The following is a 12,687-nucleotide window of genomic DNA, read 5'->3' as shown; positions in this document are numbered from 1 at the left end:
AGGGTTGTACAGGTCAGGGTGGCGTGGTTGCGCGATTTGTTCAGGAGGGTTGCTCTTTATCAGGCGCAGGGTTGCACCTTGTGCGGTTTAGACGGTTGCACGCCCAATAAAAAATGGGCCCGAATCAGTCGAATAACAACAAGACGACGACTTTTTTCAGAATAAAAAACCGATGGCACGCCACTTGCTCAGAGCATCTGTGTGGTCGCAGTGCTAATTAAAAAAACCTAGGAGCACCAACTCATGTCGCAGACGTTTTACAGGAAAGGCTTTCTGGCACTCGCAGTGGCTACTGCAATGGGTGCGGCTGGTTTTGTGCAGGCTGACGTCAAGATCGGCGTTGCAGGCCCGATGACAGGCGCCAACGCGTCCTTCGGTTTGCAGTACATGAAAGGCGCCCAGGCCGCGGCGGACGCCATCAACGCCGCTGGCGGCGTCAACGGGGAGAAAATCGTGCTGGTTCAGGGCGACGACGCCTGCGAGCCGAAACAGGCCGTGGCGGTTGCCAACAAGATGTCGCAAGAGAAAGTCGCTGGCGTGGTCGGTCACTTCTGCTCGTCCTCCACCATTCCGGCCTCGGAAGTCTATGACGAAGCCGGCATCATCGCGATCACCCCAGGCTCCACCAACCCGCAAGTGACCGAACGCGGCCTCTCCGCCATGTTCCGCATGTGCGGTCGCGACGACCAGCAGGGCGTCGTGGCAGGCGACTACATCGTCGACGTGCTCAAGGGCAAGAAAGTCGCGGTCATCAACGACAAGGACACCTACGGCAAGGGCCTGGCCGACGCCACCGCCAAGCAGCTGACTGCCCGTGGCGTGAAGCCGGTGCTCGAAGAAGGTCTGACCCGTGGCGAGAAAGACTTCAGCGCCCTGGTCACCAAGATCCGTGGCGCCGGTGCCGACGTCGTCTACTTCGGCGGCCTGCACCCGGAAGCCGGTCCTCTGGTTCGCCAACTGCGTGAGCAGGGTCTCAAAGACGTCAAGTTCATGTCCGACGACGGCGTCGTGACCGACGAACTGGTCACCACCGCAGGCGGCGCACAATACGTCGACGGCGTGTACATGACCTTCGGCGCCGACCCGCGCCTGCTGCCAGACAGCAAGGCGGTCGTGGATCAGTTCCGCAAGGCCGGTTACGAGCCTGAAGGCTACACCCTGTACGCCTACGCGTCGGTGCAGGCACTGGCCGCCGGCTTCAACGGCGCCAAGTCCAACAAGGGCGAAGACGCTGCCAAGTTCCTCAAATCCCACCCTGTAAAAACCGTCATGGGCGAGAAGGCCTGGGACAGCAAGGGCGACCTGAAGATCTCCGACTACGTGGTCTATCAGTGGGACAAGGACGGCAAATATCACCAGCTCGAAAAGCAGAAGTGAGTTGAGCGCTTAGTCGGACGCGGCCGTTTGCCGGGCACAACGCCTGCAGACGGCCCGCTCCGGTAATCGGTGCCGCCCCGCGCGGCGCCGGATTTCTTCTGTTGCCACCGAGCACGTCCCGCAATCTCTCACGAGGAGATGACCGGTGCGCGCCGGGCTGGCCTTTCAAGTTCGTGAGCGTGCGTGATGGATGGTATTTTCCTGCAGCAAATGGTCAACGGCCTGACTCTGGGTTCGGTCTACGGCCTGATCGCCATCGGTTACACGATGGTTTACGGCATCATCGGCATGATCAACTTCGCCCACGGCGACGTGTACATGATCTCCGCCTACCTCGCAGCCATCGGCCTGGCCGTGCTGTCTTTCTTCGGTATCCAGTCGTTTCCCTTCCTGATTCTCGGCACGCTGATCTTCACCATCGTGGTGACCGGTGTGTATGGCTTCGTGATCGAGCGTGTGGCGTACAAACCGCTGCGCAACTCGACCCGCCTGGCACCGCTGATCAGCGCCATCGGTATTTCCCTGATCCTGCAGAACTACGCGCAGATCGCCCAGGGCCCGCGCCAGCAAGGCGTACCGACGCTGCTCGAAGGCGCCATGCGTTTTGACGTAGGCACAGGCTTCGTGCAGATCACCTACACCAAGATCTTCATTCTGGTGGCCGCGTTCATCGGCATGGGCGTGCTGACCTACATCATCAAGTACACCAAGCTGGGCCGGATGTGCCGCGCCACGCAGCAGGATCGCAAGATGGCCTCGATCCTGGGCATCAACACCGACCGCATCATCTCTTACGTGTTCGTCATCGGTGCAGCCATGGCGGCGCTGGCCGGTGTGCTGATCACCCTGAACTACGGCACCTTCGACTTCTTCGCCGGGTTCGTCATCGGTATCAAGGCGTTCACCGCCGCGGTACTGGGCGGCATCGGCTCGCTGCCGGGCGCCATGCTGGGCGGGTTGATCCTGGGGGTTGCCGAGTCGCAATTCTCGGGGCTGATCAACTCCGATTACAAAGACGTGTTCAGTTTCGGCCTGCTGGTATTGATCCTGATCTTCCGTCCTCAAGGCCTGCTGGGTCGCCCACTCGTGGCGAAGGTGTAAACCATGTCTGCTCCAGTCAAACCTATCGATATCAAACAAAGCCTGATCGACGCGGTGCTCGCCGGGTTGCTCGCGCTGATCGTGTTCGGCCCCATCGTCGGCGTGGTGCTCGACGGCTATGGCTTCAACATGGAACCGCACCGGGTCGCCATGCTGGTCGGCGTGGTGGTGATCGGCCGCTTCCTGATGAGCCTGTTCCTGCAAACCCCCAAGGGCATGGCGATTCAGCAGAGCTTCGAAAGCCCCGGCTCAGGCGTGCATGTGCTGCCGCCGGGCTACAAGACGCGCCTGCGCTTCATCATCCCGATCATGATCATCATCGCGGTGATCTTCCCGGTGTTCGCCGACAAATACGTGCTGACCGTGGTCATCCTCGGCCTGATCTACGTATTGCTGGGCCTGGGCCTGAACATCGTGGTCGGCCTGGCCGGCCTGCTCGACCTGGGTTACGTGGCGTTCTACGCCATCGGCGCCTACGGCCTGGCGCTGGGTTATCAGTACCTGGGCCTGGGCTTCTGGTCGGCGCTGCCGCTGGCAGCCATCGCGGCGGCCTTCGCTGGCTGCATCCTGGGTTTTCCGGTGCTACGCATGCACGGCGACTACCTGGCCATCGTAACCCTGGGCTTCGGCGAGATCATTCGTCTGGTGCTCAACAACTGGCTGTCGTTCACCGGCGGCCCGAACGGCGTGCCGGTGCCCTCACCGACCTTCTTCGGCCTGGAATTCGGCCGGCGCGCGAAGGACGGCGGCATTCCGATCCACGAGTATTTCGGCTTCGAATACAACCCGGACCTGAAATTCATCTTCATCTACGCGGTGCTGTTCCTCGTCGTGCTGGCCGTGCTGTACATCAAGCACCGCCTGACCCGCATGCCGGTCGGCCGCGCCTGGGAAGCGCTGCGTGAGGATGAAATCGCCTGCCGCTCCATGGGCCTGAACCACGTGCTGGTCAAGCTCTCGGCGTTCACCATCGGTGCGTCGACCGCAGGTCTGGCCGGGGTGTTCTTCGCCAGCTATCAGGGCTTCGTCAACCCGACCTCGTTCACCTTCTTCGAGTCGGCGCTGATCCTCGCCATCGTCGTCCTCGGCGGCATGGGCTCGACTGTGGGCGTGGTGATCGCAGCGTTCGTGCTGACCGTGGCACCTGAAATGCTGCGCAGCTTCGCCGAGTACCGCGTGCTGCTGTTCGGCATTCTGATGGTGGTGATGATGATCTGGCGCCCACGCGGCCTGATCCGCATCAGCCGTACCGGCGTACGCCCACGCAAAGGCGTGCTGGCCAAAGTGGAGGGCGCGTGATGAGCGACGAAATCGTTCTGTCCGTCGAGAACCTGATGATGCACTTCGGCGGCATCAAGGCCCTGAGCGACGTGAGCCTTGAGGTGCGTCGCAACTCGATCTTCGCCCTGATCGGCCCCAACGGCGCCGGCAAGACCACCGTGTTCAACTGCCTGACCGGCTTCTACAAGGCCACTGGCGGCAAGATCGAACTCAATGCGCGGGGCAAGAAGACCAACGTCATCCAGTTGCTCGGCGAGCAATTCCGCGCCAGCGACTTTGCCTCGCCCAAGCGCTTCGGCAGCCGCCTGTTCTACAAGATGTTCGGCGGCACGCATCTGGTGAACCGCGCGGGTCTGGCCCGTACCTTCCAGAACATTCGCCTGTTCAAGGAAATGTCGGTGGTCGAGAACCTGCTGGTGGCCCAGCACATGTGGGTCAACCGCAACATGATCGCGGGCATCCTCAACACCAAGGGCTATCGCAAGGCCGAAGAAGACGCCATGAACACGGCGTTCTATTGGCTGGAAGTGGTTGACCTCGTGGACTGCGCCAACCGCCTGGCCGGTGAGCTTTCCTACGGCCAGCAGCGCCGTCTGGAGATCGCCCGGGCCATGTGCACCCGTCCGCAGGTCATCTGCCTGGACGAACCGGCCGCAGGCCTCAACCCGCAGGAAACCGAAGCGCTGAGCGGCATGATTCGCCACCTGCGCGACGACCACGACATGACCATCGTGCTGATCGAGCACGACATGGGCATGGTCATGGGGATTTCCGACGACATCGTGGTCCTCGACCACGGCAACGTGATCGCCAAGGGCAAGCCAGAACAGATCCGCAACGATCCGAAAGTGATCGCCGCGTACCTGGGTGCTGATGAAGAGGAATTGGTATGAGCAAGCCGATCCTCGAACTGAAAGAGATCGACGTGTACTACGGGCCGATCCAGGCCCTGAAAAAAGTCTCGATGCACATTGATGAAGGCGAAACCGTCAGCCTGATCGGCTCCAATGGCGCGGGCAAGTCCACGCTGCTGATGTCGATCTTCGGCCAGCCGCGTGCGGCCAGCGGGCAGATCATCTATCAGGGCACCGACATCACTCACAAGTCGTCGCACTACATCGCGTCCAACGGCATTGCCCAGTCGCCGGAAGGCCGCCGGGTGTTTCCCGACATGTCGGTGGAAGAGAACCTGATGATGGGCACCATCCCGATTGGCGACAAGTACGCCAGCGAAGACATGCAGCGCATGTTCGACCTGTTCCCGCGCCTCAAGGAGCGGCGCAATCAGCGGGCCATGACCATGTCCGGCGGCGAGCAGCAGATGCTCGCCATCGCCCGCGCGCTGATGAGCCGCCCCAAGCTGTTGCTGCTGGACGAGCCGAGCCTGGGCCTGGCGCCGATCATCGTGAAGCAGATCTTCGCCACCCTGCGTGAGCTGGCGCAAACCGGCATGACCATCTTCCTGGTCGAGCAGAACGCCAACCACGCCCTGAAGCTGTCAGACCGTGCCTACGTGATGGTCAACGGCGAGATTCGTCTGACAGGTACCGGCAAGGAGCTGCTGACCAACGAAGAAGTCAGGAACGCGTATCTGGGCGGGCATTGATCCTGTAAGCCTCCCGCAAGTCAGACGCCCCGTGTGGAAATCACCCGGGGCGTTTTTGTTTTTCCAGGCCCGTAGCAGCACGGCTTGCCGGCGGGGCGATCTCAAGGACGATCCGCCGGCAAGCCGTGCTGCCACGGGACAGTCAATGCTGTGCAACCCGATTGTGGAAAACAATTTTCGTCACCCGCCAAACCGCGACATATAGCCGCTGTAAACGCTTGTTTTGTCATGCTTTTGACTTGTCCAGTTTTACTGTGGAGGCGGCTGTGAATAAGTTGGTGGTAGCTGGCTGAAGGCCTTGTTTTACGTGGCTTGTAGCGTTGTGATCAATATTTGATCAGCGGTTTAGGCAGGTATTTTAGAGGGATTTGTCAACGCTGCTTTGACTGGTTTTTTATACAGTTTACGAGGTTGATAAGCCTGTGGATAAGTCTGTGCGAAACCGTTGGAAATAGCGCCGCAGGTAGCGCAATCTCTAGGCTCTGGCGCACAAGGCTGACCGAATGTGCAGTTTTGCTTGCGGTTTGCTTGCAGATACGTTTCAGCGAGTCAACTGAAAATCACCTTCGACTTGCCCACAGCCCGCGCGTGGCGGGGCTTTGCTCATCTGAAGTTGCCCCCAGAGATTGTGCGTGTGACTGTGGATAAGATGGGCAAAACACTGTGCAGGCCATATGGCACAAGGCTTTGCGCGAGTTGTGCGTTTTTTGTACAGCGCTGGCCTTTCATGAAGTTGTACGACGATTGTTGCCTGCGGGCTTGATCCAGAGCGGTCCGGGCGGGCATGCTCCGAGGCTTACCTGCGCGCAACCTTGGGTTGCGCTTACTCACAAGGCTTGTCCCACAAGGCCGCAAACCCCGTCAGGAGAACCACATGACTTCTACCGTCTTCATCACCGGCGCCACTTCCGGATTCGGCGAAGCCTGCGCACGACGCTTTGCCGACGCGGGCTGGTCGCTGGTGCTGACCGGCCGCCGCGAAGACCGCCTGCAGGCGCTCAAGGCCGAGTTGTCCACAAAGACCAAGGTTCACACCCTGACGCTGGACGTGCGTGACCGCGCGGCCATGGAGCAGGCCATCGACGGCCTGCCCGCCGAGTTCGCGAAGATTCGTGGACTTATCAACAATGCCGGTCTGGCCCTGGGCATCGACCCGGCGCCCAAGTGCGACCTGGACGACTGGGACACCATGATCGACACCAACGTCAAAGGGCTGGTCTACACCACGCGCCTGCTGCTGTCGCGCCTGATCGCCTACGGCCGTGGCGCCAGCATCGTCAATCTGGGCTCGGTGGCGGGCAACTATCCGTATCCGGGCGGTAACGTGTATGGCGGCTCGAAGGCTTTCGTCGGCCAGTTCTCGCTGAACCTGCGCAACGACCTGATCGGCACCGGCGTGCGCGTGACCAATCTGGAACCGGGCCTGTGTGAAAGCGAATTCTCGCTGGTGCGCTTCGGCGGCGACCAGGCCAAGTACGACGCGACCTATGCTGGCGCCGAGCCGATCCAGCCGCAAGACATCGCCGACACCATCTTCTGGATCATGAACACCCCGGCCCACGTCAACGTGAACAACCTGGAGCTGATGCCGGTGAGCCAGACCTGGGCAGGGTTTGCGATTGATCGTACGCGCGGCGAAACGAAGTAAGCGCCATACCATCCGTAGCAGCACGGCTTGCCGGCGGGAGCGTCCTTGAGATCGTCCCGCCGGCAAGCCGTGCTGCTACGTGAGGCATTCACCTTCCGAGCGAGAAATACTCAGCCAGGCCGATATAGCAGGTCGCCAGGTGATACGGCGTGGTCGACGGCATGTCGCTGCGGCTGAGCTGGCCCTGGCTGTCCAGGCACTCGTTCCAGCCCGCCGGGCTCAGGAAGTTCTGCTGTAACGCCTGCAACTGGCGCTGCAGCAGTGCCTGGCTGTCCGGCCGCAAGGTCAGCGCACGCAGGTACTCGGCCTGTGCCCAGATGCGCTGGGTGCCGTCCTTGATCGCACCCTCCACATCCAGCATCGCCGCCACTGCGCCGGTCTGTTGATCGACGCCTTGCGCCTGGGCGTGGGCGAAAGCCGTGGTCAGCGAGCCGTGCAACGGCGTGCCGCGCAGGTGTTCGGACGATTCCAGCAGATAGAACCACTCGAACTGGTGCCCGGGCTCGGACCAGTTATCCACAGCCCCCAGCGGCTTCTCCAGCATCACGCCGTGTTCCACATCGACGAAGCGCCGTTGCATGCCGTCTGCCAGCGCTTCCAGCGCCGCCAGGGTATCGGCGTCTTCCCGGGCCTGAAGCGTGGCCAGAAACGCCTCGGCCAGGTGCATCAGCGGGTTCTGCAGTGGGCCTGCGTCCAGCGACGACCAGTCTTCAGCCAGCACCGCTTCATACAGGCCGTCGCCATCGGCGAACTGCTCGGCCACCACTTGCAGCGCGGCATTGAGCACCGACTCCACCAGCGGCTCGCGCACTTTGGCCCAATAGTGCGCGCAGGCAAAGATCACGAAGGCGTGGGTGTAGAGATCCTTGCGCCGATCCAGCGGCTTGCCCTGCGGGTCGATGCTGTAGAACCAGCCGCCATGCTCGGCGTCGTGGAAATGCCGCTGTAACGAGCGGAACAGCGCCGCAGCGCGAGCCTCGGCGCCTGGTACGTCAGGATGGCCGATCAGGCTGGAAAACAGGAACAATTGCCGCGCACAGGCCATGGCGCGATAACGCTGGGGCGGTAACGGTTGATGCGCGGCATCCAGCGCCTCAAAAGGCAGCGCCATCTCGGCATTCCACCCAGGGCCCACCCACAGCGGCACGATGGTCTGCATGAAGTGTTGCTGCGCGGCCTGAAACACGGCGGACAGTTCAGACTTGGCGGCGGGGTGGCAAGCGTCAGGCATGGGATGGCGTCACGGCAGGGGGCAAATTGCGCGATATGGTAGCAGGAGGCGGGCGGGGCGGGGGAAACGCTGAGCTGAATGTGCGCAGAACGCTGTAGGAGCGAATTCATTCGCGAAGCGGTGTGCCGGTCACCTGCGATCTACTGTTCAGCTCATCAACTTAAGTCTTGCCCACGCGCTCAGTACCGCAGTTCAAGCGATGGGTATATGCGTCAGTCGCCTATAAAGGCATTTTCGCGATAACTGCAATTGCGAATGGATCTAACTGACGCTTTTCAACGAGGCTATGCTGGATAAAGACCTTGGTAAACATGATGGGGTGTCCGTTTTGCAAGGTCATAAGTAATAACACTGCTGATCCGGCCCGTGTAACAAGGGGAGCCTTGAAATGTCCGATTTAAAACAAGTTAACCCCGCCGCAGCGATGACGCTGGTGGAGGTGTTTGATAATGGAATTTCTTTAGGAGTTGTTCGGGTGTCAGAGGATGGGACATGGAGTGGGGTTGTGAATAGTCTGGATGATGGTCAATATGGTTCAATGTCAGGGTAGTTGATACGCCGATCATTTCAGCAGCGTGGTGAGTGCTCGTGCTTGTGCTGCCCAGAACTGAAGACTTTGAGTAGAATCGCCAGATAATCAAGTTTTAAGTATATGGGTATGCTAAAAACTGTTTCTGAAAGGCTTGCGAGAATAGGTTTGCTAAATAAGCGTGGTGCTTTAACTGTCTCGCAATATAGGAACGTCGACGCAGAATAATCGAGAAAAGGAGTTCAGCATGTCAGCCAACACCGAAAAAGCCGCCATGGCCGCGCCTAGGCAGGTGGCGATCTATAGTGGTAATGAGCATTTGGGGACTGTCACAACGTCAGAGAGCGGCGCTTGGAGTTATACGATGCCACGTCTTTCTGTCGGGCAAAACGTATTGACCGCGCGTGATGTAGAAACGGATATTCGTTCCACGTCATGGACGGTGATTAAACAGGCTTTGCCGCCCACTATAGAAGCCTTCGAGAAGTATCCTTACACTGGGACTATAATTCCACCCGGTGTGCCTTTAGATTATCCGGCGCTGACCTTGGTCTCGGCTGTGAGCCACATGTTAGTGCAACGTGTCTCAAGGGAGAATATGACGAATCTTTATATGTTCACGTGGCAAGAGGGGACGAGAATGATGCGTAAGCAAGTGGACCTGCTGCTTAAGCATTCGGCTCGTTCTTTTACATTTATGTATGCGCAGTTTTTTATTGTTGAGACCGTGCGGGCGCGAGGGTTGGATTCAAATGACCAAGTGGTCGCTGAACATACTCTGACTGCACCTGGTCAGTTTAGACTTGTTAGTTCCGGTGAGCCTATGGTAAAGGTTGAGTTGTGGAGCGATGGTGGAATTTACTTCGATACTTGTGTCATGGACTATGGAATATAACGGCGTTAGTTCGCCCGGTCTTATGCAATGCCATGTCCGTCATTACACAGGCTCTCGGACTACTGGCGTGATGGCGTTGGGCAGTTTGCGTGACGTGGTTGCTGGGGCGTGCGGGGCGGGGCAAACGGTTGAGCAAGTGAGGGATCAGTGCACGCCACCTGTAGGCCCGAATTCATTCGCGATGAGGCGGTACAGCTGACACCGTGGGTGGCTGACACACCGCTTCGCGAATGAATTTGCTACTACAGATCGTCAATCGCCGTCAGCCGGCGAACAACCAGATGCCGGTTGCTGCTGACAATGCTCCGGCGATGCGCACAACCGGCGCAGCCGCCGCTGGCAGGAAACGCACCACGGCATAACCTGCAGCATGCAGCGCCGCAGTCGCACCAACGAAACCAATCGCGTAACCCCACGGGCTGGACATCTCAGGCAGCTCCAGCCCATGCGCCACGCCATGAAACAGTGCAAACAGCGCCGTCGCGCCCACGGCCATGAACAGCGGCGGACGTACCGCCAGCGCCACCGCCAGGCCCAGCGCGAACACCGACGCCGCGATGCCGCTTTCCAGCGCAGGCAACTCCAGCCCTTCGAAACCCAGCAGGCCGCCGATCAGCATGGTGCCGACGAATGTGCACGGCAGTGCCCAGCGCGCGGCGCCTTTCTGTTGCGCGGCCCACAGGCCCACCGCGACCATCGCCAGCAGGTGATCCAGGCCGCCCAACGGGTGGCCGATGCCGGCCATCAGGCCGCTTTCATCGTGGCCGGGGTGGGCGAAGGCCAGGGCCGGGGCGAGCAGCAGCGCCAGGGCGCCGAAAACTTTTCTGCAGTTCATATGAATCGTGTCCTTGAGTGAAAGAAATCAGGCAGCGGCCAGCAGGCCCTGGCGCTCGATGAAAGCGATGATGTCGTCCAGGCCATGGCCGGTTTTCTGGTTGCTGAACACGAACGGCTTGTCGCCGCGCATTTTCTTGGTGTCGCGGTCCATCATCTCCAGCGACGCGCCGACCATCGGAGCCAGGTCGATCTTGTTGATCACCAACAGATCCGATTTGCAGATACCGGGCCCGCCCTTGCGCGGCAGCTTGTCGCCGGCCGAGACGTCGATCACGTAAATGGTCAGGTCAGAAAGCTCGGGGCTGAAGGTCGCCGAGAGGTTGTCGCCGCCGGACTCGACGATGATCAAATCCAGGCCTTCGAAGCGACGGTTAAGCTGATCCACTGCTTCCAGGTTGATCGAGGCGTCTTCGCGGATGGCCGTGTGCGGGCAGCCGCCGGTTTCCACGCCGATGATGCGCTCCGGCGCCAGGGCCTCGTTGCGCACCAGGAAGTCGGCGTCTTCGCGGGTGTAGATGTCGTTGGTGACCACGGCGAGGTTGTAGCGCTCGCGCAGGGCCAGGCAGAGGGCCAGGGTCAGGGCGGTCTTGCCGGATCCGACCGGGCCGCCGATGCCGACTCGCAAGGGTTGGCTGTTCATCAAATGCTCTCCGTTGATCTTCTTGGTTTCGTTGATTTCACGACCGGAACAGGCGGCTGTACTGACGCTCGTGGGCCATGCTGGCCAGCGCCAGGCCGAACGGGGCGCTGCCGATGTGTTCGGGATCGAGTGTGGATGCGTGCTGCTGAGCCTGTTGCAACAAGGGCGTGAGTTCGCTGGTCAGGCGTTGCGCGGCCTGCTGGCCCAGTGGCAGGGTTTTCATCAGCACCGCCAGCTGGTTTTCCAGCCAGCTCCAGAGCCAGGCGGCCAGGGCGTCCTGCGGTTCGATCTGCCAGGCGCGAGCGGCCAGCGCCCAGCCCAGCGCAAGATGCGGTTCCTCGGTATGCTGAAGAAACTCCCGCGCAGGCTGATCCAGTTCTGGCAAACCGTTGAGCAATTGCTGCAGCGAATAGCCCATCTGCCGGCTTTCCAGATGCAGTTCGCGGGTTTCCCGGCTGGCGCGGTGTTCTTCGCTCAGTTGGCGCAAGCGCGCCCAGTCCTGATGCGCCGCAGCCGTGCAATGGGCCAGCAGCAATGGCGCCTCGAAGCGCGCCAGGTTGAGCAGCAACTGATCGCTGATCCAGCGCGCCGCGCTTTGCGGATCATTAACCACAGCGTTTTCCACCGCCATCTCCAGCCCCTGGGAATAGCTGTACCCGCCGATCGGCAATTGCGGGCTGGCCAGACGCAGCAGCGCCCAGGCCTTGTTCATGGCCGTGTACTCATTTGCGCACGCCGAACTGATGAATGCGCGGTGCGTAGTTGAAGTCTTCTTCTCCGGCGCGCGAATGATGATGGCCGCCGCCGTAGGCGCCGTGTTCCGGCTGGAACGGCGCTTCGATGGATTCGCAGGTGGCGCCCAACTGGTCGAGCATGGCCTTGAGCACGTAGTCGTCGAGCAGGCGCAACCAGCCGTCGCCCACTTGCAGCGCGACGTGGCGGTTACCGAGGTGATAGGCGGCACGGGTCAGTTCGAAGGCGCTTTCGCAGGTGACGTGCAGCAGTTGTTCGGGGCGCGCGCAGACCCGCACGATGCGGCCGTCTTCGGCCTTGAGAAAGTCGCCGTCACGCAGCGGCGGCTGGCCGCGTTCCAGAAACAGGCCGACGTCTTCGCCTTCGGCACTGAAACAGCGCAGGCGGCTCTTGCTGCGCGCCTCGAAATTCAAATGCAGCTCGGCGGCCCATTCGGCCTGGGGTTCGATTCGTGTGTGAATCACCAGCATCGGAAAACTTCCAGCAATGTGCGATGCAAAGCCTTGAGCAAGGGGCTTGCCAACAGAGCGGGATGACGGAAATTGCCTACAAATAGTGCGTAGAGGAGTGGTGCACCGATATCTGAAAGATCGTTGTTGGTGCGCTCGATTGGTTCGCGCACCGAAATGGGTCGTGCTCTTGGCTCACGATTCTGCCCGGAGGGCGTGGGAGCTCGGCTTGCCAGCGATCTGGCGCGCAGCGGCAGTGAAATCATTCGCCTTGGCCGAATCAGTCATACCGCACGTGCTGGGTTTACTGCCGCTTCGCGCCAGATCGCCGGCAAGCTGG

General features: G+C 60.6%; 13 protein-coding genes. 8 read left to right on the top strand and 5 right to left on the bottom strand.

Translation table 11 applies throughout. The annotated features are described in order from the left end of the window. The first annotated feature begins 243 nt into the window (after positions 1-243). The 6 genes from AC1MEK_RS22185 (at position 244) to AC1MEK_RS22160 (ending at position 7,013) form a co-directional block, all read left to right on the top strand. The gene (locus tag AC1MEK_RS22185; RefSeq protein ID WP_480398429.1) at positions 244-1,377 is read left to right on the top strand and encodes an ABC transporter substrate-binding protein; all 1,134 of its coding nucleotides are present in this window, start codon (positions 244-246) and stop codon (positions 1,375-1,377) included. 186 nt (positions 1,378-1,563) lie between these two features. After that, entirely contained in the window at positions 1,564-2,478 is a 915-nt protein-coding gene (locus tag AC1MEK_RS22180) for an ABC transporter permease subunit (RefSeq protein WP_480398428.1), read from the top strand. 3 nt (positions 2,479-2,481) lie between these two features. Next, positions 2,482-3,777: a high-affinity branched-chain amino acid ABC transporter permease LivM gene (livM, locus tag AC1MEK_RS22175; protein WP_480398427.1), complete on the top strand. Its 1,296-nt coding sequence runs from the start codon at positions 2,482-2,484 to the stop codon at positions 3,775-3,777. Further along, the gene (locus tag AC1MEK_RS22170; RefSeq protein ID WP_480398426.1) at positions 3,777-4,652 is read left to right on the top strand and encodes an ABC transporter ATP-binding protein; all 876 of its coding nucleotides are present in this window, start codon (positions 3,777-3,779) and stop codon (positions 4,650-4,652) included. Before livM ends, AC1MEK_RS22170 begins: the two co-directional genes overlap by 1 nt. Continuing rightward, entirely contained in the window at positions 4,649-5,365 is a 717-nt protein-coding gene (locus AC1MEK_RS22165) for an ABC transporter ATP-binding protein (protein WP_274136123.1), read from the top strand. Before AC1MEK_RS22170 ends, AC1MEK_RS22165 begins: the two co-directional genes overlap by 4 nt. A gap of 874 nt (positions 5,366-6,239) precedes the next feature. Next, complete coding sequence (locus AC1MEK_RS22160) at positions 6,240-7,013, top strand: SDR family oxidoreductase (protein WP_480398425.1); 774 nt, start codon at positions 6,240-6,242, stop codon at positions 7,011-7,013. An 88-nt stretch (positions 7,014-7,101) separates the two neighbouring features. Here AC1MEK_RS22160 and AC1MEK_RS22155 read toward each other — a convergent pair whose 3' ends face one another. Continuing rightward, positions 7,102-8,244, bottom strand: coding sequence for an AGE family epimerase/isomerase (locus AC1MEK_RS22155; RefSeq protein ID WP_480398424.1), 1,143 nt, complete (start codon positions 8,242-8,244; stop codon positions 7,102-7,104). A gap of 388 nt (positions 8,245-8,632) precedes the next feature. Here AC1MEK_RS22155 and AC1MEK_RS22150 point away from each other — a divergent pair, with 388 nt between their 5' ends. Both AC1MEK_RS22150 and AC1MEK_RS22145 read left to right on the top strand, forming a co-directional pair. Beyond that, positions 8,633-8,794, top strand: a complete 162-nt coding sequence (locus AC1MEK_RS22150; protein WP_480398423.1) for a hypothetical protein — start codon at positions 8,633-8,635, stop codon at positions 8,792-8,794. Between the two features lie 226 nt (positions 8,795-9,020). Beyond that, entirely contained in the window at positions 9,021-9,668 is a 648-nt protein-coding gene (locus AC1MEK_RS22145; RefSeq protein WP_480398422.1) for a hypothetical protein, read from the top strand. Positions 9,669-9,930: 262 nt separating this feature from the next. Here the strand turns inward: AC1MEK_RS22145 and AC1MEK_RS22140 are convergent, their stop codons facing one another. The 4 genes from AC1MEK_RS22140 to ureE are packed head-to-tail and all read right to left on the bottom strand — an operon-like array spanning position 9,931 to position 12,368. Further along, positions 9,931-10,503, bottom strand: coding sequence for a HupE/UreJ family protein (locus AC1MEK_RS22140; protein ID WP_480398421.1), 573 nt, complete (start codon positions 10,501-10,503; stop codon positions 9,931-9,933). Positions 10,504-10,530: 27 nt separating this feature from the next. Beyond that, complete coding sequence (ureG, locus tag AC1MEK_RS22135; RefSeq protein WP_480398420.1) at positions 10,531-11,145, bottom strand: urease accessory protein UreG; 615 nt, start codon at positions 11,143-11,145, stop codon at positions 10,531-10,533. Positions 11,146-11,182: 37 nt separating this feature from the next. Further along, on the bottom strand, positions 11,183-11,857 hold the full coding sequence (locus AC1MEK_RS22130; protein ID WP_480398419.1) for an urease accessory protein UreF: 675 nt from the start codon (positions 11,855-11,857) through the stop codon (positions 11,183-11,185). 10 nt (positions 11,858-11,867) lie between these two features. Further along, positions 11,868-12,368 carry an urease accessory protein UreE gene (gene ureE, locus AC1MEK_RS22125; protein ID WP_480398418.1) on the bottom strand — a complete coding sequence of 167 codons (501 nt, stop codon included), beginning with the start codon at positions 12,366-12,368 and terminating at the stop codon, positions 11,868-11,870. Positions 12,369-12,687 lie beyond the last annotated feature (319 nt).

The sequence above is a fragment of the Pseudomonas sp. 2 genome (assembly GCF_056627435.1).
Note: the sequence above shows the minus strand (reverse complement) of the source record. Positions and strands in the feature narration are given on the sequence as shown.

Coding starts and splice junctions, on each gene's coding strand:
- AC1MEK_RS22185 (WP_480398429.1), top strand. CDS start 244: ATGTCGCAGACGTTTTACAGGAAAGGCTTTCTGGCACTCGCAGTGGCT.
- AC1MEK_RS22180 (WP_480398428.1), top strand. CDS start 1,564: ATGGATGGTATTTTCCTGCAGCAAATGGTCAACGGCCTGACTCTGGGT.
- livM (WP_480398427.1), top strand. CDS start 2,482: ATGTCTGCTCCAGTCAAACCTATCGATATCAAACAAAGCCTGATCGAC.
- AC1MEK_RS22170 (WP_480398426.1), top strand. CDS start 3,777: ATGAGCGACGAAATCGTTCTGTCCGTCGAGAACCTGATGATGCACTTC.
- AC1MEK_RS22165 (WP_274136123.1), top strand. CDS start 4,649: ATGAGCAAGCCGATCCTCGAACTGAAAGAGATCGACGTGTACTACGGG.
- AC1MEK_RS22160 (WP_480398425.1), top strand. CDS start 6,240: ATGACTTCTACCGTCTTCATCACCGGCGCCACTTCCGGATTCGGCGAA.
- AC1MEK_RS22155 (WP_480398424.1), bottom strand. CDS start 8,244: ATGCCTGACGCTTGCCACCCCGCCGCCAAGTCTGAACTGTCCGCCGTG.
- AC1MEK_RS22150 (WP_480398423.1), top strand. CDS start 8,633: ATGTCCGATTTAAAACAAGTTAACCCCGCCGCAGCGATGACGCTGGTG.
- AC1MEK_RS22145 (WP_480398422.1), top strand. CDS start 9,021: ATGTCAGCCAACACCGAAAAAGCCGCCATGGCCGCGCCTAGGCAGGTG.
- AC1MEK_RS22140 (WP_480398421.1), bottom strand. CDS start 10,503: ATGAACTGCAGAAAAGTTTTCGGCGCCCTGGCGCTGCTGCTCGCCCCG.
- ureG (WP_480398420.1), bottom strand. CDS start 11,145: ATGAACAGCCAACCCTTGCGAGTCGGCATCGGCGGCCCGGTCGGATCC.
- AC1MEK_RS22130 (WP_480398419.1), bottom strand. CDS start 11,857: ATGAACAAGGCCTGGGCGCTGCTGCGTCTGGCCAGCCCGCAATTGCCG.
- ureE (WP_480398418.1), bottom strand. CDS start 12,368: ATGCTGGTGATTCACACACGAATCGAACCCCAGGCCGAATGGGCCGCC.